Raw genomic sequence first — 19,015 nt, 5'->3', positions numbered from 1 at the left:
TTCGCTGGCGTTAAAGGTCAACGCCTTGCCCTTCAGAACAGGGAACTGACGATGCCCACGACGGGGCCAACGAGCTGAACGATGTCGCTCGGCAAGGTGTATTCCAGCTGCCCAGAAGCGTCAAGGAAGGTACTTTCCAGCACACCGCCCATCCGTAAGGTGCGGTACCTGCAACGTCTCAGCAGGCGGCCCGATCCAAGCAAGGTGGCGCGTGAGGTCGCGGAGCGTGATGTGCGAGCCGCTGTACGTCAGAAAATGTAGAACGGCAGGTGGCCTTACGTGGAGCGAATAAGCGTTTCAGCATTGACGCGCCTGAGCAGTGGTGGATTCGTGATTCAAGAACCGGATGGCTTCCCCGAGAACGCGGCGCAGGTGACAATGGAACAAGGCAAGCGTCGTATTCAGGCCGTCGTCAAGTTCAGCGTGGTCGGGCTGAAGGCTCAGGCGTCCAGCGTTGTGAGGCGTGAGGATCAGGATGGTGTTGGGCTGCTGGAGGAACTGCCAAGCGATGACGTCGCGTTTGTGCTGGATGACGACCGCGCTGTTGACGGCCAGGTGCGTGAGGATCAGCAGCCGCCGGGCCGCGAAGTGACCGTCCGCTTGCGCGGCGACGCGGCGTAAGGTGCCGTCCTCGTTGTGCTGGGTGTAGGTCAGCGAGGTTGAGCTGTACGCGATTGACACAGAAGTGGACTTTTTGAAGTGGAGGGGCCGGGAACCGTTCATCCCTCTCAGCATGGACGGGGGGAAGGTGGGACTTCATATCGAGCGTTAAGACTTGATTAAGAAATGGGTGGCTGTGCTTACTCGGCCTGTCCTGTCAGCACCGTGACCGGGCGGGCCATGAACAACACCTCACGCCGAGGATCAATCTCCTCAATAAAGACGTGGTCGTAGTGGCCATCCTCAGCATGGCGCTGAACCCCGTGGCGCAACTGCTCTTGCTGCGCTTCGCTCAGGGGCGTGGTGCTGTTGATGTGGTGGACGGTAGAGGTGTTCCTGCTTGGGCATACGGGTTCCTTCAGGCCACCGCCGCGCAGGCAGGTGGCCTCTTCTCTTGTCTGGTGTGGGTCAGTCAGCGGCGTTTTGCTGCACGGCATTCAGTGCGTAAGCCGTCAGCTTCTTCCCTCCGCCCCGAAAGGTCAGCAGCGTCACGTACTGAATGCCGCCGTCCTCGCCTTCCTTCACGTGCGGGAGGTCGGTGGGCCGAGCGCCACGCGAATACTTCACGATTTTCGGCAGGCTCATCTTCTTGTTCTCGACGGCTTCCAACTCCCGGCGCTTGTAACTCTGGCCTCTATGCATGATGCACGCCTCACCTTCTTTGTTGATGTACGGGTGAGCGCCAATCAGGGCAAAGTCAAAGTCATCCGCATTGGCCAGGGGAAGCGAATGCCCGCCGCTCGGTACCTCTCCACTGGTGTAGCCGAGCTTGCCGTACTGCCGCACGGTCGGGAGGATGCTCGCAGCGTTTTCGACAGCGACACTGATCGCTGTGCCGATGGGCGATGTCAGGTGAATCTGGATCATGATGGTTCTCCTTTGGTTGAGAGCGGAAGAAAGGGTTGTCAGACGCGGTCAATCGTCGTCGTCAATGTTCAACTCGTTGAGTTCGTCTTCTGCTTGCGGCTCCTCGTTGTCTTCTTGGTGGTCGTTGTGAATGTCCCAGTCCTGTCCATGCAGGTCTTCTTCGGTTCGTTCGTCGTCCATCTCGTTCTCCTTCAATTCAGTTCGTCCGGCGGCGTCAGGTTCCGGGCGATGTTGTTGATCGCGCGGGCCACATTGGCGGCCACCGCGTCGTCCAGTCCGAACAGCCCGATGCGGTTGCGACTGAAACGGTGAATGTGCGCCAAACGCATCAACTCCTGGTACGCTTCGCCCTTCTTTTGGTAGGCGCGGCGCAGATACGTCAGGTGCAGTTCACCCAGTTGCTCAGGCCGCACCCGTTGCCAGCCTGCTTTGGGCTTGGGCTGGCTGGTACAGAACGGGCCGCCCAGCAGCGTGCCGGGCCGCACGTTAATCTCCAGATGCACGTCTGCTTCGACGTAAGACGGAATCTGGATAGGCGGTGGATTCGGAAACTTCAGCTCATGGACTTGTGTCATGCAGGAAGCTGCACGCCGCCGATAGGCGGGGTGAGGGAAGAAACGCTCCCTCCCTCCCCCAACCCGTCAGCTCAGTTCAGGCGGCGTGTGCCCGGTCCCGGATGGCCTGTGCGCCCAAGGCCACGGCGGCGATGTCCAGCAGCCGTGCGCGGAACTTTTCGGACTGCTGGGCTTTGGTGCTGGCCTCCACCGTGGCCGCGTCGTCACTCAGCACCGCCACTTGAATGACACTCAGGTGCTCGCCGTCCGACTTGACCATGAAGTGCATCACCACGCTGCCCGTGACCAGCAGTGACCGGACCAGGTACTTGTCCGGCTCCGGGTGCAGCCGCACGTCGCCGTTCTGGACGCTGACCGTCACGACCGCTTGGGGGTCTTTGGGCAGCGGATTGACCCGACGGGCATCCAGCACATGCACCGCAACCGACACGCCCATGCTCAGGGTCGGCACGCTGAACGCCGCCGCTTCGACGAACTGCGTGGCGTCCTGAGACACCTGGAAGTCATTGCCTTTCGTGACATCCCACAGCGACAATGCCGCGCCCGACCCATCGTCAAACAGGAGGCTCACCACCTGGTCTTTGATGTCGGTAATGCTGCCCCACTCGCCGTCGTGCTTCAGCCGCATGCCCCGGTGCAGCGGCAGCACCCCCACCCAGTGAATGGTGCCCTGGTAATGGATCAGCCGCGCGAAATCCCACTCGCCGAGCATCTTGACCTCCTGCACCATGCGCTCGTACACCTCCTTGCTTTTGCTCAAGAGCGCGTGATCGTTGGCCGTCCAACCTTTCTCACGGGCGCAGGCACGCTCCCGGATGCTGTGGACGTGCTGCCGGGCCATGAACAGGCGGCTGAGCACGTCCAGTTTGCGTTTCAGGCCCGCCCTGCCGGTCAGTTCAGCGAGTTCCTGCTTGCGCTCCAGGATTTCTTTGCGAGTGCGCTCCGGATCGTCACTCATCAGCAGCGCCATCTCCTCGCCGTTGAAGTCCGCGCCGGTGTTGCTGAGTTCGTCCACGTCCTGCCAGAGCTGCGCCAGCCAGCTCTTCTTGCCGCTCATGATCGTGTACGTGATGCTGTCGAAGCTGCCGCGCATCAGCAGGTACACGTTGCGGACCTTGCTGGCCGTATTGCCCTGCCGTGCAGCCCGACCCACCCGCTGGCGAATCTCTTCGTAATTCCAGGGCATGTCCGCGTTGATGGTCAGCGTCGTGCCGTACTGCAAGTTGAAGCCCTGCCCCAGCACGTCCGTCCCCAGAATCAAGGTCAGGTCACCGAAGTTGAAATCATCCTCCAGATCCTGGCGCTCGACGCTGGATTTGTGGGTGTGGCTGCTGACGATGGCAATCTCCTGCGCGGGATACCCGGCGGCCACCAGAACAGCTTTGAGGCGATCAAAGCTGCCTTCGCGCTCCCCGATGCTGAGGAAGACGATGCCCTTGCCGCGCTGGGCACGGTTCTCCAGGGCCAGCGCGGCGATCTTCTCGAACCTCGGGTTGCGGCCTCCGACGCTTTTGAGCATCGGGTCCACCGTCAGTTTCCGCATCTCCCAGAGGATACTGAAGGGGTGGTTTGGCCCTTTTGCCCTGGCGTCTGCGTTCCGAGCACGCTCGCGCAGCACTTTGTAGAGATCTTGCTGCTCGTCGCTCATGTCGATCATCACTTCTTCCACCACCGCTGAGGGCACTTGCAACGGCGAACCATCCCGCATGACCACCTGTGGGTCACCGTAAGTGCGGGAGATGACGTGCGCGAAGATGATGCTCTTGAGTTCCTTGAGTCGCCGGAAGCCCACCACGCACGGCTTGACGTCCACACTGCCGTCCATGCCGGTCACGATCTGCGGCTCAATACGCAGGTACTGCTCCATCAGCGCTTCTTGTGTCGGCAGCCCGTACCCGGACAGGGCGTCGGTGACCTGGGACATCATGCTGTACGCTTCCATCGGACTGTTCTTTACCCAGGAGGCCGTGAAGCCGTAGGTGTACCCACCGCGCTCGCGGATGAAGCGTCCCTTGTGCAGTGCGTCCAGGGCACGCTGGCTCTCCCCTCCTCCACCCAAAAAGCGTGGCGTCTCACCAAACGTCGTCGGTGACGCGAAAAGATTTTTTAGACCGTGCGCCTCATCGGCTGCCACGAAATCGCAGCCGAGCAGCTCGAAACTCAGCTCGCCCGGCGCAGCAATTTTGGTGCGGGCAATCATCGCGCCGTACACCCCGAGTTGCTTGACCAGTTCGGCGTGCTTGCCTCTGGCAGGGCGGCCCGTTTCCATGCGGTCCTGGGTTTCCAGGTTGCGCTGGTACTGCGGGTCGGTGCGGATCAGGCGGTCACGGGTTTCTCTGAGCATCGGGATGCTGGTGTAACTTTCGCGGCTCATGATGATCAGGTCCACGTTCCCGGCGCTCAGCAACGCGATCTTCTGACGCTTGGTTTCTGGGCTGTCCTGCACCCACCGCTCAATGCGCTTGCCACTGGCATCCAGCATTGGTGAGCCGTCCCGTTTCGTTTTGTACAGGATGTTGCCAGCTTTGTCTCTGGCGACGCTCATTCCGACGGTCACGACCCGCCAGCCGGGCAGCGCTTCGGCGGCGTTGGTGGCCCAGTTGCTGACCAGTCCGGCGGGCACACTGATGATCGGGCGGCTGATCTTCCTGCACGCCTTCAAGTACGCAATGAGCAGCAAGCACGTTAATGTTTTGCCGAGCCCGACGTCGTAATTGTTGATCATGCCGTCCACGGCGGCCATCGCCCGCACGTCCATCGCCTGAAACGGGTGGGGGGCTTTGCCTTTCCAGTCCGGCAGGTTCAGGGGCCGGGTGCTGCCTTCGGGCCGCAGCACCGCGCCTCGCGCATGGGTGTAGGCCTCCTCGATGATCTGCACGAATTCGCTTTGCATCAGCCACGCGCCAAAGTGCGACATGAACTGCTCTTCGGTGCTGGCCGCTTCGCTCACCGCCAGGGCCCGCTCAGCTTTGTACTGCTCGCGGCTCAGTTCCTTGGCGTTGCGAACCTGCGTGACTTCGGTTTTGTGGTTGAGGTACGCTTCGAGCGCTCTGGCTTTGTTGGCGTTGACCTGGTTGCGTGCCCGCAGGCCGTTCTCCCCCGCCCCGCCGCGCAGCCGGAAGCGCACCGCGCCGTTCTCCCGCCGTACCGCGAACAGGGGCTTGCCGTCCTGGCGGCTGGCGAGGTAATCGTTGACCCAGTGTTCCAGCACCACGTCCGGAATGATGGCGTCGCGGGGGCTGAGCCGCAGATCACTCAGGGACACGCGCTTGACTTTGCTGATGAACAAGTCCGCCTGGTGCAGCAGGGCCACACGGCGGTGCCCGCTTGCCTGCTCGGCCTGGCGGTGGGCCTGTTCCGCTTTCTCGAAGGCGTGCCCGACGTAATACGCACCCGGTTCTATCCACAGTTCGCCGTTGAAGGCGTAATGGGCGGCGAGATGCACGGCAGCTTCGTGTTCGCTGCACCCGGCGTAGTCCATCAGGGTGTCTTCGGTGAGGGCCAGCAGGTCACTGAGTTGCTCGGCAATCCCCGCCAGATCATGGGCCGTGATCGGGAGCCGGGCGGGCGCTTCTTTCTTGAGCTGCACCGCGCCCTGTTCGTCCAGGTGGGCGAGGAGCACGGCGAACAGGCTGTAGCGGGAAATGAGACGCGAAAAGCGGGCGCGATCGTAGCCGCCGTGCAGGGCGCGGTACTGCTGATCGAGCACCAGGGTGTGCGTGCGGCGCTTGCTGGCTTCCGGGCGGCTTAAGGCTCTGGCTTCCAAGTACGCTTGGAGTGCCTGGGCGACTTGCACGGCAGCGGCGACTTTGGGGGCGGCGAAATCATCCGTGACGACCCATTCCCCGAGGGTGAAGACGTACCGCCGGTCCGCGCTGAGGGTGCCTTCGCGGATGGCGTGCAGGGGCGCACCGTGAGCGGCTTGCTCAGCTCGTTTGGCGGCCTCGTCCCCTTGTTGGTCGCAGGGTAATGCTCCAGAAAATCCTTCAAGCGGCGTTGCGAGCCTTTGCCGTCTCAAGCAGCTTAGCCCAGGGACAGGCATAGCCCAAGGCGGAGTGCAGTCGAATGCAGTTGTACCAGCCCAAAAATCTGTCGGCTCCATCCCGTAACTCCTGAATATTGCGGAACTCCTCGCGGAAGACGAACTCGTATTTCAGCGTACGGTTGGTGCGCTCTAAGATTCCCATCCCGCCCCGCTGAGAGACCTTGGCCCGCACCCAGCCACCGAGGGCTTGACAGGCATCCTGAAAAGCGCCGGACGTGAAGTCCGAGCCGCCATCGGTCATGATCAGGATCTCGTCGTGGATGCCTTGAGCACGGAGCGTTGCGATACCCGCCCTGAGTGCGGTCACCGCGCTCAGGGCGGAGAGACTCCGAATCACGTGAATGTGCAGGACGGTGCGGGTGTCGACGTCGAACACCAGATACGCCCAACACACGCCATCCGCGAGGGTGAAGCGTGTGGCGTCCATCTGGATCCGGCGGCCCGCTGGCCACAGCGTCTCGTGTGCGGCTGGAACAGCTTTTTTTCGACTTTTTCGGGGCAGTGGTGGATTGAGGTTCAGGGCACCCAGCGCCAAGCGCACCGTGTGCTGACCGAGCAGACTGAACGTTGAAAGCTCGCTGGCCGCCGAGCGCAGCACCTGATGAACCCGCCGATAACCGTAGGTCGGGTGAGCGAGTGCCACTGTACGCACCTGTTCGAGGACGCGCTGCTGCTCGATGTCGCGTTCCTGCTGACGGAGAATCTGCTGGCGAGCATCCCGCAGCGTCCAGGCAGGAACACCCGCTTCGCACGCGAAGCGGGCCAGACTTAGCTGTGGTTGGTCTCTGAGCAGCTCTTCGTAGATCACGAGAAGCTCAGCCGGACTCAAAGACCCCGTGCTTTTTTTGCGATGTGCAGCGCCAATTCCTTCTCGCCCACCAGCACCTTCAGGCGTTCATTCTCGCGTTCCAGTTCACCGTGACGGTCATCCGTGTGGTCCCCAGCCAAGCGGCCACGACCTGCTTCCAAGAATTGAGCTTTCCAGGTGTGAATCAGGCTTTCATTGACACCATGCTGCCGGGCCGCCTCTGCCACATTGAGCTGGCCGCCGAGCACAGACAGCACGATCTGCTCTTTGGTATCGGTCGGCCACTTCTTTCGCTGTTTTCCCATAATTTCCCTCCAGTGTGCCCTACCCTCGCAAGTGGGCGGACGTTTTTGGAAGGATTTCCTGGAGCATTACCCAGATCGTTTCGATAACGGTCTTGAAGACCACTGGCTGGCTTTTCATACCGCAGGCCACTTGATCGTGGAACTGGCTGAGGCCGCCCTGCTTGAGCGGGCCTTCCAGCAGGGGGTTGCCGTACCGCCCGACACTGAGCTTGGTGTTGGCGCACAAGCAGTAGGCGCTGTACGTGAAGCGGAGCTTGTGGGTCCAGTTGCCGTCACTGCTGGAGGTCTCGATGAGGCTGCTGCCCTGTTTGAAGTGGCGCAGGAGCTGGCGGTGCCACAAGTCACTGGCGTACTCGAACAGCACATCGGTCACTTGCTCGGCACTCAGGGTGCTCAAGGCTTCAGCCACGCCGTGATCGTGACGGCGCAAGATCAGCAGCGCCGTGGTGACGCCCGCTCCAGCGTCTTTGAAGGCCCCAGTAGGGATGACGGCGGCATGGATGGGCAGGGCCTGCTTGAGCAGCGCTTCACGCCAGCTCTGGTGAGACGCGCCGTGCAGCAGGGCGATGGGGATCAGGACGCTCACCAGCCCGGTCTGGAATTGGGTGCGGGCCAGGATCTGCTGCATGAAGTAGCGCTCGCTGCGGGATTCGCCCTGCTCGTGCAGGTCACGGGTTTCGCCTCTAGAACCGTAGGGGGGGTTGGCGATGACGACGTCGAAGAGCGCCTCGCTGCTGCGTTTGGCGTACCGCTCGAACGGCATGCTGTGGACAGCGGCGTGAGGGTGCAGGAGTTGGGCGGCTTTGGCAGCGGTGGGATCGTATTCCACGCCCGTCAGGAGGACGCCTGCGGGGGCATGGGTGAGCAGGCTGCCGTTGCCGCAGCTGGGTTCGAGGGCGCGGATCGGTTTCTTTTCGTCGTCCAGCTTCAGGTATGGGGTGACGGCGTCCCACAGCAAGGCCCCGAGGCGGGCGGGGGTGTAGAACTGGTTGGCGCTCTCTCCGATCCCGCCGCCGCCGCTGTACGCCCGCAGCAGCGCAAGGTCAGGGAGAGGCGCGAGAAGGGTCTGCTTTGCGGCAGCGTTGGCGGTGAAGCGGGCGGTGTCGCTGGAGCCGCTGACTTCAACGCCGTACAGCGCGTGGGCCGCTTCAGGTGCAGCGGTCGGGGTGGAGCGGACGTCGTGGTCATCCTGGGCGAAGAGGTTGCCGTTGAGGGCCAGGGCATTCTTGGGCAGCCCGCGCACTTTGCTCAGCCGCACTCGGGGGAAAGGGTTGGCTTCGTTGAGGCCGAAGAGGGCGAGCAGGCCAGTCACTGCCAAGAGCGCAAAGGAATTTAACATACCCGCGCTGCACGCCGGTGCGCGGCAGCGCTCGGCGTGAGGGTCAAAAAGGCTGAGACACACTGGTGGTGTTCGGGCGGGGCGTCCTCAGCCAAATTTCGCTGAACCTGCTACTTCAGCAACTCAAGCAAGCTCTTCAACACGTCTTCTTTTTGGTTCTGAGCGGTCGCGCGGCTGAGACCACTGGCCAGTTCGGCGGCCATCAACTGCCCGGATTGGCACCGCTCCGCCAGCCGCTCAAATTGCTGAGCGCTGAGCGCGGACTTGAGGAGGAGTTTGAGCGTGGCTTTGCTTTCTTCCCACTGCACTTGCGGCTCCAATTGCAGCAGCATCTGGTGGCGTTGCCGGTACGCTTCTTCCGCTTTGGCCTCTTCTTCGAACGGACGCCGCTGGGGGCTGACGGATACCCTCACAGGAGCAGTCGCCGCTTCAGGCAGCACGTATTTGTCCGGGTTGGTCAGGATATCCGCTACCAATCCGCCGGGACTGCGAACCTGGTTGGTCTTCTGGCGCTGCTGGACGTAGCGGACGGCCAACTCCACTTGTTTAGGGTGGGCGGCGGCGAGTTGCTCAGCCCGAACGGCACTCACGCCAACGTCGCGCAGCAAGCGCACCAGACTGGGGTCGGCGCTGCCAGCACTGCGGAAATGATAGTTCAGTACCTGGGCGCTGCCCCGGCCTTCAACTTCAATGCTGTCAAGGTAGTTGTTCGCCTGCAATTCTTCATGCGCGGCTCCCAGAACCCGCCTGATTTTGTCTGTTTCGGTACTCGTGATGCCGCAGGCCGTCGCCCAGTCCGTCAATGCCACCCGTAACGGACGCCCATCTTCATGCCGGTGAGCCTGCTGAAGCCGGTACAACGCGCGGGCGGTGGGTTGCTCCAAGCTGGCGAGCAGTTCACGGTTCAGGGTGTGGGTAAAGCCCGCCCGGATACTTTGTGCATACGGCTCAGACAGTTGAATCACCAGTTTCCCGGCAGGCACGAGTTCGTCCAGTTCACGGGAGGCTTTCTTTGCCCCGGCACTCCAGAACCGGATGCGGGCGATCAAACTCAGGGTTTCGTTGAGGTACAGTCCCCAGGGACTCTCTGGCTGGTAATGGGCCTTCTGAACGATGAAACCGACCCGCCACAGCCGCATTAGACTTTCACGCAGTTTGAGGTAGTTGGTGCCCTTATCGGTCATCAGGCACGCTTCGCGCAGCTCGTAAGCACTGACCGTCAGGGTGTCGTCACTCGGACAGCCTTGCAAGTGGAACAGCGTCTCAATCGCAATCTGGGTGTCAGTGTCAATACCTCTGGGCCGTCCAAAATCTGCTGCGAAGCCGTCGAGGTGATAAGGGACTCCGTCCACCATGAACTGGCTCGTCCACCGCTTGGAACTTGACTGCTGGGGATCCAGCCGGGACTGCACACTCACCAGGCCGAGCTTGGCAATGAAGTGCTCGTCAGTGAAGTTCTGAACGGGAAAGATTCGCTTGCTCACGGCTCCTCCTGGCTGACCTTGAAGTGTTGTTTTTAAAGATCTTTATAAAGATTAAAAGAAAACAACAACAAGGCAAAGGACTTAACCTCGTCTGGAACAGCATTTTATAGCGTCTTTCCCCCAAAGGGGTCGGGGAAAGACGCTGATTTCCCCCAAAAAGGTCGGGCTTTGTGGGACGTCTTCCACCAAAGGGGTCGTTGATTCTGGGGAATGAAGTCCGGGGAGGCAAAAGGAGAGTTTTTTATGCTCTGGGCGCAGCTGCCGAGCTGCTTCCCCCAAAGGGGTCGGGCGAAGCGTGAATGGCTGTTCCGCCAAAGGGGTCGGGACTTTGCCCCAAAGAGGTCGGAACACCTGAAGGTCGTACTAGACGCCCATTTGTTATTTCCCCCCAAAGAGGTCGGATGGGACGAGCGTTTGAAATGGCAACACGCTATCTGGAATCCAGCGCTCTTTCCCCCAAAGAGGTCGGGGAATTGACAATCCCACTGATGAATCAGTGGGATTCTTGAGCAACGCATGGGCTAGAAATCCCTACGTTGACGCTCAAAGGGCCTGCCCGGCCCAAAATGTTGACAGCCGCGTTATGGTCAGCGTTCATGGTATGCCCGCAACTCCGGCACACGAAACGGGACTGACTCACTCGGTTGGCCTTCTCGGTGTGCCCACACTTGCTGCACGCTTGCGACGTATAGCGCGGGTCAACCGCTATCACTCGTTTTCCGGCGCATTCTGCCTTGAAAGCGAGTATCTGGAAGAACTGACTCCACCCAACATCATGGATACTGCGGGCCAGATTCCCGCGTCCCATCCCACCGACGTTGAGGTTTTCGTGTGCAATCAGGTCATTTTCATTGACCAGTTTGCGGGCTGCTTTGTGATGAAAGTCCAGACGTTGACGCGCCACCTTGCGGTGCAGCTTCGCAACTCGCTTCACCGCTTTTCTGCGCGTGTTGCTGCGATTGCTCGGTTTGCGGGCAACGGCACGTTGCGCGACTCGCAGTTTCTTCATGGCGTTCTGAAAGTGACGGGGGTTGTCTACAAACTCCCCATCGGAGGTGATTAAGAAATGCGTTGTCCCCACGTCAATCCCGACGCTTTGCCCCGTGCTGGGCGTCAGCCGAGATTCAACCTGACAGATGTAGCTGACGTACCATTCGCCGCAATCGTGAATCAACGTAGCGGTTTTCAGCTTGCCTTCCAGCGGTCTACTCAACCGGATACGAACGTTCCCAATTTTGGAGAAGTACGCCGTGCGTCCATCCTGAGCCACCGTGAAGCCCGACTGCGGGTAGGTAAAGGAATCGTAGCGGTCACGTCCCTGGAAGCGTGGGAAGCCTGCTTTCTGGCCCGCTTTGACCCTGCGGAAAAACGCCTGATACGCCTTGTCCAGCCGCTTCAAAACATCTTGCAGCACCTGAGAGTAGACGCCTTTGTATTCCGGCAACGCCTCTTTGACCTCACCCAGTTTATTGGCCTGGTCGTAATAGTTCAGCGTCTCTTTCTTTTTCTTGTACGCTCCAATTCTTTCCTCCAGTCCAGCGTTATACAGGTTGCGACAAAGGCGCAACTGATTGAACAGCTCAGTTTCTTGCGCTTTGGTAGGGCAAAGACGGTATCTGAAGGCTTTAAGCATTCAATCCCTCGTCTTCTGTTCTGCGATGTACTTCTGAATGACTTCTGCGCTGACGTTGCCCGCCGTGCTAGCCCAGAAAGAGCGAGTCCACAGCGACGGGAGCGTGTTCAAGCTTGGGTATTCCTGCCTGAGAATCCGGCTGGTGTACCCCTTGAGGGCGTGCATGACCTGACTGGGCGAAACATCCGGCCCCGTGCTGATGAACAGGTGAACGTGGTCTGGCATGACTTCCAGCGCCACAATCTCCCAACCCAGCGCGGCGCACTTCTCGCCCAGCAGCACTTTCAAACGATCAGCCACGCCATTCACCAACACCTTGCGCCGCCGTTTCGGGCAGAACACGAAGTGGTAGCGCAGATGCGTCACCGAAGTTTGTTTGTGGAGGTTGGCGTTAGGCACAAACACAGTCTAGCGGTTCGGCGTGTCTGTTGCAAGCTACAACAGACACCGAGTAGACTTTCGGTCAGGCGCTCGGCTTTAGCTTCCCGCCCTGCGGGTGGCTGGGCCATCCATCCCACGGCTAAAGCCCTCATCGTTACCCACAAGTGGCGCAAACTGAAGAATGGACACCAATTGGTTGGATGCCCGGCAATGGGCGGAGGAGCAATGGAGTTCTCTCGACCTTGGGGATAGACGGCGAACAAAGCGAGCTGTCAGCTTAGGGGCGGCACTGGCACGGTTTCCAGAGGGCTCCCTGCCGCAGCAATGTGGTTGCTGGAGCGATGTCAAAGCGGCCTATCGACTGCTTGACGAAGAGCGCTTGAGTCATGAATTGCTATCAGCCGTTCACTGGCAACATACCCGACGGGCAGCGCAGTCTGCGCTGCCCGTCCTCTTCATTCAGGACACAACTGAGCTCGATTTCAGCCCACACGTCGCCACGACTGGTTTGGGTCATATCGGTGACACACGCGGGCGCGGATTTCTGATGCATTCAGCGCTTGCAGTCACACCGACATCCAGTGGAGCCAGCGTCCTCGGCCTAGCGTGGCAGCATGTCTGGACGAGGACAGAGCGACACAAAGGACATGAAACCCGTACAGAACGTGCAGGACGACATACGGAATACGATGTCTGGGCTGATACTGTACAGGCGATCGGCGGTGTGCCCCCTGGTTGTACTTGGATCAGTGTGGGGGATCGTGGCAGTGACGTGTTCAGTTACCTACGGATCGCACGGAGCCTCCAGTGGCAAGTGGTCATGCGGGTGGCCCAAAACCGCTGCGTTGAAACCAATGAAGGTTCACAGCGTCTTATGGAGTGGATGCGGGCAAAACCACCGGTCACGACCACACTGCTGAAGTATCGAGACCCCAAAACCCACGTCGTCACGCCTGTTCAGCTCGGTATCGCCTTTGACACCTGCCAACTGTGTGCGCCCAGAAATGGCCCTGAGCGGGGGTTCCCCGCTCAACGGGTATGGTGCGTTCGTGCCTTTGACCTCGCAACTTCGGGCGATGCCGTGGAGTGGCTTCTGGTCAGCACGCTTCCGTGCCTCACGGTGGAAGCTGCTCTGGAGCGCCTCTCCTGGTATTCGTTACGCTGGAACATCGAGGAATATCACAAATGCCTCAAATCAGGCTGCCGAATGGAAGCCCGGCAACTCCGTTCTGGGAAGCGTCTTCACAGGTTGCTGGGCTTCCTCGCCATCGTCGCTGTGCGTTTATTGTGGCTCCGGAATGCTTCACGTGAAGATGGGGATCAACTGGCTCGCCAGTTGATCCCTGAACCACTCTGCCGAGTAGTCGCCTATCGACTTCATCAACCTGCAACATCCCTAACCTTACGTGTCTTTTGGCGTGCTGTAGCAAATTTAGGAGGGTTTCTGGCACGTAAGAGTGACGGAGAACCAGGTTGGCAGACGTTGTGGAGAGGTTGGATGCGATTGCTTGATCTTACCTGGTGCCCCCCTGCCCCCTCACCCTAATTTGTGGGTAACGATGAGGGCTAAAGCCGGTGGGTTTTCCGCCCAGACCCTTTTCTATAGAAGCGCTTTTAATGCTATGGGCGCTGAGTAAGGTCGGTTCAGATTCAGGAACATTCAGCGTTGATCTGACTTGGCTGCCTGCTTGGCTCGTTGAAGGGCGAGTTGGCTCGGATGGTCGGATGGGTCGGCGGTCACGAAGACAGGCGTCGTACGCGTGGACGCTGGCGACAGTTTTCAACCGAACCGGATGTTTGGGCGTGGGGTTTGCTCATTCGCGGTTGGGATTCAGGCGCTGGATCTTCTGCGCTCGTTGGTGAGGCAACGCTTGAGCGTCAAGGCGATGTCATCAAGGGCCAGGACAGGGACGGCGGTGCCGAAGAGTGATTTCCAGGTTTCGGTGGCTCCCAGCCCTTCACCGATGAGCAGCGGGAAGAGGGTGGGTGGGGTGGTGCGTTCGCGGCGCAGGGCGTCCATCAGGGCCGTGCAGCGCTGAATGTCTCTGCTTTTGAGGTTGCCGTCGCAGATGATGCCGATGACTTCTTTGTGGGTCGGTGGTGGGCGGTAGGCGCGGGCGAGTTCCAGCGCCGGAGCGAGGTTCGTGCCACCACTGGCCCGGAGGTGAGCGAGCTGCTGAGCTTGAGTCCAAGGGGTGTGCAGGGGCACCACTTCTTGAGCATCAAAGTTGAAGGTAATGACCCGCACATCGCTGCGGGCCAGGAACGCCGCGCGGCACAGCAGGAGGGCGGCCTGATGCGCGGCAGCCAGCCGTGGGCCGTCCATGCTTCCGGACGTGTCGACGAGGAGTTGCAAGACGAACGGGGCAGGTTTTTCCTCTCCCACGCGGCGCTGGAAGTACCGCTCGGCTCCGGTCACGTAGCGGTCGTAGCGGAATCGGCCTTTCGAGCGGCTGCGCTGTTGGTGGGCGGGTGTGCCTTGCGGCGCGAGAACGCTGCTCAGACGGCGGGCGTGGGCTTCGAGTTCAAACACCGCACTGTCAGGCCAGAGGTCTTCTTCCGGCGCACTGGGCAGCGGCAGGCCGTCCCCCGCCCCGCCTGCTGGACTGGCCCAGTCCTTCCCTGCTGATGGGTTCGTTTCTGCCTCACCTTTGCCTTGACCTCGCGTGTTCCCTGTGCCCAGCGTGTCCTGAGTACCGGACGGATCGCCTGGCTCGTCTGGCGTGCTCCCAGCTGTTGCGGGATCGTTAGACGTCGGGCCGTGATCGTCACTGGAGGGGCCGCCTCGTCCCGCCTGGTCGCCTTCATCCGTTGCAGGGGCGTTGGCGCTGTCCTCACCGTCGCTGGAGGGGCTGCGCTGTGCGTCTTGAGCCTCGGTGTCCGCAGGATCGTCAGCCGTCGTGTCCCCATCACTGGACGAGCCGCCTTGTGCGGCCTGGTCGTCTTCATCCGTGGCGGGATCGCCCTGCTCTGAGCCGCCCCTTCCCTGAGTATTCGGCTCACCCTGCTCGTCCGGAGCACCCTCCTCTCCTGCACCGGCGTCTGAGCGATCACTCTTTTGATCGGACGAACCCTCTGGCCCATCCTGAGCACCCTCGCGCTGTGCGTCATTGCCGGAATGGTCTTGTGGCGCTGCGCGAGGTGGTGCAGGGGGGGTTGACCCGGTTTCGGTCATGCCTGCGCCATCGGCACTCAGCGCGGCTCTGGGCATCTCACTGCTCGCAGCAGCTTCAAGGAGCGCATTCAGAATCTGCTGGGCGATCCCCGCAACCTCCCCAGCTTGCGCGTCCCAGGCCGCCTCGACCAGCGGACGAATGCAAGTCATCCAGCGCTCCTCGTCTTCAGGCTTGACGAGAAACGGCAGATCCTGACGGTCATGTGCCCAGCGCCAGACCAGGCAGGCGTTGAGCAGATCAAGCTCACCACCTGGCCCGTTGAGCATCATGGCGTCACCCAGGAAGGCAAAGTCGCTCAGCAACTCCGGGTGCCTGCGGACGACCAGGCGCTCCATGCGCTCGTCTTCCAGGGCATTCCACACCCACCCGAGGCGCGGCTGAGCAGGCTTGGGGGCACTGAACGCCACGTGGCCCGCTTCGTGCGCCACGATAACGCGCAGCAGCATCACGCGCCGCGCATGATCCGTGCCCGGATCAAACCGCACCTCGGCGTCGGGAATGGGCATCAGGGCCGGGTTGATGATCAGGCGACGAGATTCAGGGATGACGCCGGCAATGAGGTCGCCGCTTCGGAATTCGCAGGTGAAGTTCATGCGGCGGCTGATCAGCGCGAAAAGTTGGGTGACGTACTTGCGCCACCGGGGCTGTTGGTGCCAGGCGGGCGTGGTGACTTGCTTGGGCAGGGTGAGCATGTCGCCTTTCCTCCCCGTCAGGGGGAGGGAAAAGTGGTCCTGTCCGGGCGGCTTACCCGCCGCAGGCCAGCACCTCTTCAATGACGCGGTTTCTGAGCATGTTCACGGCGGCCTCGTCGAGTTGCCCGGCCATGTCACGCGGGCAGCAGTGCGGGAAGATCACCACCGGCAAGGCACATTCGAGCGCTACCAACCGAGACAGGCCGTCCTCCTCCATGATGCTCAGCGTTTCCTTGATCAGCGCCAGAGTCTTGCGGGCGTCGGCTGGACGGATCAGCAGCCCGCCGTCTACATCGGCTCCCTCGCGGGTAATGAGTTCGATCTGGTACGCCAGGTCAGCCAGTTCACGGTCCCCACCCACCCGTTCGTACAGGGCGCGGGCAACCTGCTCATCGGGGTAGAGGAATTCGATGACCATGTCGATACGGGACAGCAGCGCCGCGTCGATGCGGTCCGCCGTCTGGAGGTGATCTTCGCCGAGGTTGGTGGTCATCAGCCAGGTGAGGTTCGCGGCGGGGCAGCACAGGTGCTCGCCGTTGGGCAGCGGGAGCAGGTAGAAGCGCTCGCCCACCAGGCTGCTTTCCGGCAGGCCGATCTTGAGCGCTTCATCACGGCTGACGCTGTCGAGTGCTCCGATCAGGACGTTGAGCGCTTCCGGCTGGTAACGCAGGATCTCGTCGATGAGCAGCACGGTCTTTCCGGTTTGGGCGAGGACGAAGGCGCGGCTGATCGGACCGTCCACCCATTGCGGGCCGTTCGCGGTGGGGTAGACGCCGCCGAGGAAGTCGCGGTCTTCAACGCCGGGCGCACCTTTGGCCAGGACGAGCTGCACGTTGTTCTCAACGGCGCAGCGTTTGGCGGTTTCGGTTTTGAAGGTGCCGACGAGGAGGGCTGCACCGCCGCGTTTGATGAGGCGATTCAGGCGGCTGATGGGCGTGAGTTGCGGGGTCTGTGGACGTGGAGGGTGGATGAGGGTGGCAAGGTTGACTTCACGCGCGGTACGGGCCAACTCCAGCTGCTGGGTGCCGAAGTCCTGGCAGCAGGATCTGAGGCGACCCTCTTGCAGATCGAGGCGCACTTCGGCGTCGATGGTGTCACACAGCCGCCAGAGCGCTTCACGCACCGGCACGGAAAGGGTGGCACTGGGCAGGGGCATGCCGGTCATGGGGTAATGCAGATTGCCCGTGCTGGTCAAGATTTTGATGAAGTGACGCAGGGCAACGCGGGTATACGGCAGGAAGTCAGTGGTGAGCGCTTCGGTCATCGCCATCAGCGCAACGGTGGACGGCAAGGTCGTGAGCAGCGTGGTAGAGAACCAGATGCGGTGACCAGAGGCAGCGAGATCACTGATCATCAGGTGGGAACTGGTGTTACTGAGACTGAGCATCACGCCGGGCTTGTGGTCGAGGCGCACTTCGCCGCGAAGCAGTTGGGCGACGGCGCTACTGATGCTGGGGTTCGGATGGGAGGCCTGATCGGGGCGCAGTTCACTGCGGCAACGCGGTGGAAGTTCATGGTGGGGATGGAAGAATTCGAACGGGCTAGTGTGGGAGAAACCATTGTCGAGGGCGGCGATGATGCGGTTCTGGTCGGTGGTGTGCGTCATGCCGCACGGTCTGCCCGGTGTCGTAACCGGGCGAGGGGTGAGGTCAGTTGAGCCAGGCGGCGTGCCCAAAAACCCCGCCAAACCCACCGTCGCCCCATCTGGGTTGTTGCTGGTGCTGGTATGGTTCAGTTTTATGGACAAAGCTGATTAGAGTCCCGTTTCATGGTGAGTGTAGTGCCGTGGTCGAAGGTTGAGTTGCCGAGTGAAGTGCAGCAAACTCGTCGGGCGTCCGATACTGCAACGAAGAATGCGGCCGAATGCCGTTGTAAAAGGCACGCCAGACGTCAATAACCAGTCTTCACTGTTCTGGGTGCGCGTGACCTCGGCGTAGGTGTAGTCACTCGCGCCCAACGTGGCGACAAAGACCTGGCCCGGGTGAACCCCCCAGTCCTAGGATCGGTGAGGGCTAAGGTCAAGCCAGCGTAATCGACGAACAGCTTTTCGTCCGCCTGGTGAACCTGTCGCATCGAGAGGCCAGCCTGCGCCTTCCACTGGCAGTACTGTTCGGCAAAAGTTGAGTACTGGACGCTGCCGGGGTACTGACGATGATGTTCCTCCCACAACAACTGCCGCGTCACCCCTTTTCGGCGCAGTTCGCGGTCGATCTTTGCCCAGTCGGGTCTTTCGAGCATTCCTGGCGTTGTTCGGTCCACGGGACCGAACAACGCCGCTTCGAGTTGCAGGTCATCGAGATCGGGCGGAAGTGGCCAGGTCAACCCCGCATCCTGCGCACGTCGAACGTATTTCCGCATTTCGGGCCACCCTGACGCTCTGACTTACCTGTTGGTCGCTGTAGCCCAGATCCAGCTTGAGTCGAAGGACTTCTCGGATATTTCGCATGGCAACACGCTTCTTGGTCATCCTTCAGGATGACGGTGGAGTCTCGTGGGCCGGGAGAAGCTGCTGATCAGCAGAACAGGGTGGCGTAGACGTCCGGAATCGACTGGCGCATTACCTCGGAATCACGTGGCGCGTACGGTCAGAATACGCACCGCGAGAGCAGGCCATGATTTAACTGTCACTTAATGCACAGTCTGCCCGAAGTTCAGGTGTTTTGTGACGTGGTGGTTTAGGCAGCTTGTAGGTAGGGATGAAGAGGAAGAATCTCAGTCTCAATTAGCGGGTGTGAGTCTCAAATAGCGATTGTGGTGCCACTCACTTCAGCCGCCGTTAAACCCAGTTTGAGAGAATTGCAGGGATTGGTGTGAGGTGCGAACTGGGAAGCGGCCTGATGCCTCAATGCTTTGGATGTATGGCAGGGGGTTTGAAAGCCATAGCCTTGAAGGTCGGTAGGCCAGCGAAAGGACAACTTAAATCGTGTCTAGGGGTAGGGCTTGATCGGCGCTTCGTTTCAAAAACGGTGGGCTGCACTCTCACTTCCACTGTGTCCAAGCACGATTCGGCTCCGTGCGGCGGGCTTTGCCGTCTTGAGCGCTGGGTATTT

Annotated in this window: 16 protein-coding genes; 1 reads left to right on the top strand and 15 read right to left on the bottom strand. The window is 60.8% G+C overall.

Features of this window, described 5'->3' with window-relative positions; all coding sequences use genetic code 11:
* Positions 1-297: 297 nt before the first annotated feature.
* The 12 genes from EHF33_RS14015 to tnpA all read right to left on the bottom strand — a co-directional run bounded on the left by EHF33_RS14015 (position 298) and on the right by tnpA (position 12,115).
* Complete coding sequence (locus EHF33_RS14015) at positions 298-723, bottom strand: hypothetical protein (protein ID WP_124873302.1); 426 nt, start codon at positions 721-723, stop codon at positions 298-300.
* 77 nt (positions 724-800) lie between these two features.
* Positions 801-1,097, bottom strand: a complete 297-nt coding sequence (locus tag EHF33_RS14010) for a hypothetical protein (protein WP_124873301.1) — start codon at positions 1,095-1,097, stop codon at positions 801-803.
* On the bottom strand, positions 1,069-1,527 hold the full coding sequence (locus EHF33_RS14005; RefSeq protein ID WP_124873299.1) for a single-stranded DNA-binding protein: 459 nt from the start codon (positions 1,525-1,527) through the stop codon (positions 1,069-1,071). Before EHF33_RS14005 ends, EHF33_RS14010 begins: the two co-directional genes overlap by 29 nt.
* A gap of 48 nt (positions 1,528-1,575) precedes the next feature.
* Positions 1,576-1,707, bottom strand: coding sequence for a hypothetical protein (locus EHF33_RS21755; RefSeq protein ID WP_277425541.1), 132 nt, complete (start codon positions 1,705-1,707; stop codon positions 1,576-1,578).
* Between the two features lie 11 nt (positions 1,708-1,718).
* A complete protein-coding gene (locus EHF33_RS14000; RefSeq protein WP_124873297.1) occupies positions 1,719-2,102 on the bottom strand; it encodes a hypothetical protein in 384 nt (127 codons plus the stop codon).
* A gap of 76 nt (positions 2,103-2,178) precedes the next feature.
* Complete coding sequence (locus tag EHF33_RS13995) at positions 2,179-6,120, bottom strand: helicase-related protein (protein ID WP_164473518.1); 3,942 nt, start codon at positions 6,118-6,120, stop codon at positions 2,179-2,181.
* Positions 6,089-6,955 carry an integrase core domain-containing protein gene (locus tag EHF33_RS13990; protein WP_241191355.1) on the bottom strand — a complete coding sequence of 289 codons (867 nt, stop codon included), beginning with the start codon at positions 6,953-6,955 and terminating at the stop codon, positions 6,089-6,091. The genes EHF33_RS13995 and EHF33_RS13990 overlap by 32 nt, the downstream gene beginning before the upstream one ends.
* 17 nt (positions 6,956-6,972) lie before the next feature.
* Positions 6,973-7,260 (bottom strand): transposase, encoded by a 288-nt coding sequence (locus EHF33_RS13985; protein ID WP_124873294.1) that lies wholly within the window; start codon positions 7,258-7,260, stop codon positions 6,973-6,975.
* A 19-nt stretch (positions 7,261-7,279) separates the two neighbouring features.
* Positions 7,280-8,599, bottom strand: a complete 1,320-nt coding sequence (locus tag EHF33_RS13980; protein WP_124873292.1) for an N-6 DNA methylase — start codon at positions 8,597-8,599, stop codon at positions 7,280-7,282.
* Between the two features lie 110 nt (positions 8,600-8,709).
* Positions 8,710-10,083: a replication initiator protein A gene (locus EHF33_RS13975; RefSeq protein ID WP_124873290.1), complete on the bottom strand. Its 1,374-nt coding sequence runs from the start codon at positions 10,081-10,083 to the stop codon at positions 8,710-8,712.
* A 493-nt stretch (positions 10,084-10,576) separates the two neighbouring features.
* Positions 10,577-11,716, bottom strand: a complete 1,140-nt coding sequence (locus EHF33_RS13970) for an RNA-guided endonuclease InsQ/TnpB family protein (protein ID WP_124873288.1) — start codon at positions 11,714-11,716, stop codon at positions 10,577-10,579.
* Positions 11,717-12,115, bottom strand: a complete 399-nt coding sequence (gene tnpA / locus EHF33_RS13965) for an IS200/IS605 family transposase (protein WP_124873286.1) — start codon at positions 12,113-12,115, stop codon at positions 11,717-11,719.
* A gap of 163 nt (positions 12,116-12,278) precedes the next feature.
* Between tnpA and EHF33_RS21895 the strand changes: the two genes are divergently transcribed.
* Complete coding sequence (locus EHF33_RS21895; protein ID WP_124873284.1) at positions 12,279-13,643, top strand: IS4 family transposase; 1,365 nt, start codon at positions 12,279-12,281, stop codon at positions 13,641-13,643.
* A 285-nt stretch (positions 13,644-13,928) separates the two neighbouring features.
* Here EHF33_RS21895 and EHF33_RS13955 read toward each other — a convergent pair whose 3' ends face one another.
* The 3 genes from EHF33_RS13955 to EHF33_RS13945 form a co-directional block, all read right to left on the bottom strand.
* Positions 13,929-15,965 carry a VWA domain-containing protein gene (locus tag EHF33_RS13955; RefSeq protein WP_124873282.1) on the bottom strand — a complete coding sequence of 679 codons (2,037 nt, stop codon included), beginning with the start codon at positions 15,963-15,965 and terminating at the stop codon, positions 13,929-13,931.
* Between the two features lie 52 nt (positions 15,966-16,017).
* Positions 16,018-17,571: an AAA family ATPase gene (locus tag EHF33_RS13950; RefSeq protein WP_124873281.1), complete on the bottom strand. Its 1,554-nt coding sequence runs from the start codon at positions 17,569-17,571 to the stop codon at positions 16,018-16,020.
* Between the two features lie 160 nt (positions 17,572-17,731).
* On the bottom strand, positions 17,732-17,860 hold the full coding sequence (locus EHF33_RS13945) for an integrase core domain-containing protein (protein WP_420889968.1): 129 nt from the start codon (positions 17,858-17,860) through the stop codon (positions 17,732-17,734).
* Positions 17,861-19,015: the final 1,155 nt, after the last annotated feature.

This window comes from Deinococcus psychrotolerans (assembly GCF_003860465.1).
Classification (GTDB): Bacteria; Deinococcota; Deinococci; order Deinococcales; family Deinococcaceae; genus Deinococcus; species Deinococcus psychrotolerans.
This window is presented reverse-complemented; position numbering and strand designations above follow the sequence as displayed.

Excerpts from the sequence above, each read along its gene's own strand:
- EHF33_RS13970 (WP_124873288.1), bottom strand. The coding sequence starts at position 11,716 with ATGCTTAAAGCCTTCAGATACCGTCTTTGCCCTACCAAAGCGCAAGAA.
- EHF33_RS14010 (WP_124873301.1), bottom strand. The coding sequence starts at position 1,097 with ATGCCGTGCAGCAAAACGCCGCTGACTGACCCACACCAGACAAGAGAA.
- EHF33_RS14000 (WP_124873297.1), bottom strand. The coding sequence starts at position 2,102 with ATGACACAAGTCCATGAGCTGAAGTTTCCGAATCCACCGCCTATCCAG.
- EHF33_RS13980 (WP_124873292.1), bottom strand. The coding sequence starts at position 8,599 with ATGTTAAATTCCTTTGCGCTCTTGGCAGTGACTGGCCTGCTCGCCCTC.
- EHF33_RS14005 (WP_124873299.1), bottom strand. The coding sequence starts at position 1,527 with ATGATCCAGATTCACCTGACATCGCCCATCGGCACAGCGATCAGTGTC.
- EHF33_RS21895 (WP_124873284.1), top strand. The coding sequence starts at position 12,279 with ATGGACACCAATTGGTTGGATGCCCGGCAATGGGCGGAGGAGCAATGG.
- EHF33_RS13950 (WP_124873281.1), bottom strand. The coding sequence starts at position 17,571 with ATGACGCACACCACCGACCAGAACCGCATCATCGCCGCCCTCGACAAT.
- EHF33_RS21755 (WP_277425541.1), bottom strand. The coding sequence starts at position 1,707 with ATGGACGACGAACGAACCGAAGAAGACCTGCATGGACAGGACTGGGAC.
- EHF33_RS14015 (WP_124873302.1), bottom strand. The coding sequence starts at position 723 with ATGAACGGTTCCCGGCCCCTCCACTTCAAAAAGTCCACTTCTGTGTCA.
- EHF33_RS13955 (WP_124873282.1), bottom strand. The coding sequence starts at position 15,965 with ATGCTCACCCTGCCCAAGCAAGTCACCACGCCCGCCTGGCACCAACAG.
- EHF33_RS13985 (WP_124873294.1), bottom strand. The coding sequence starts at position 7,260 with ATGGGAAAACAGCGAAAGAAGTGGCCGACCGATACCAAAGAGCAGATC.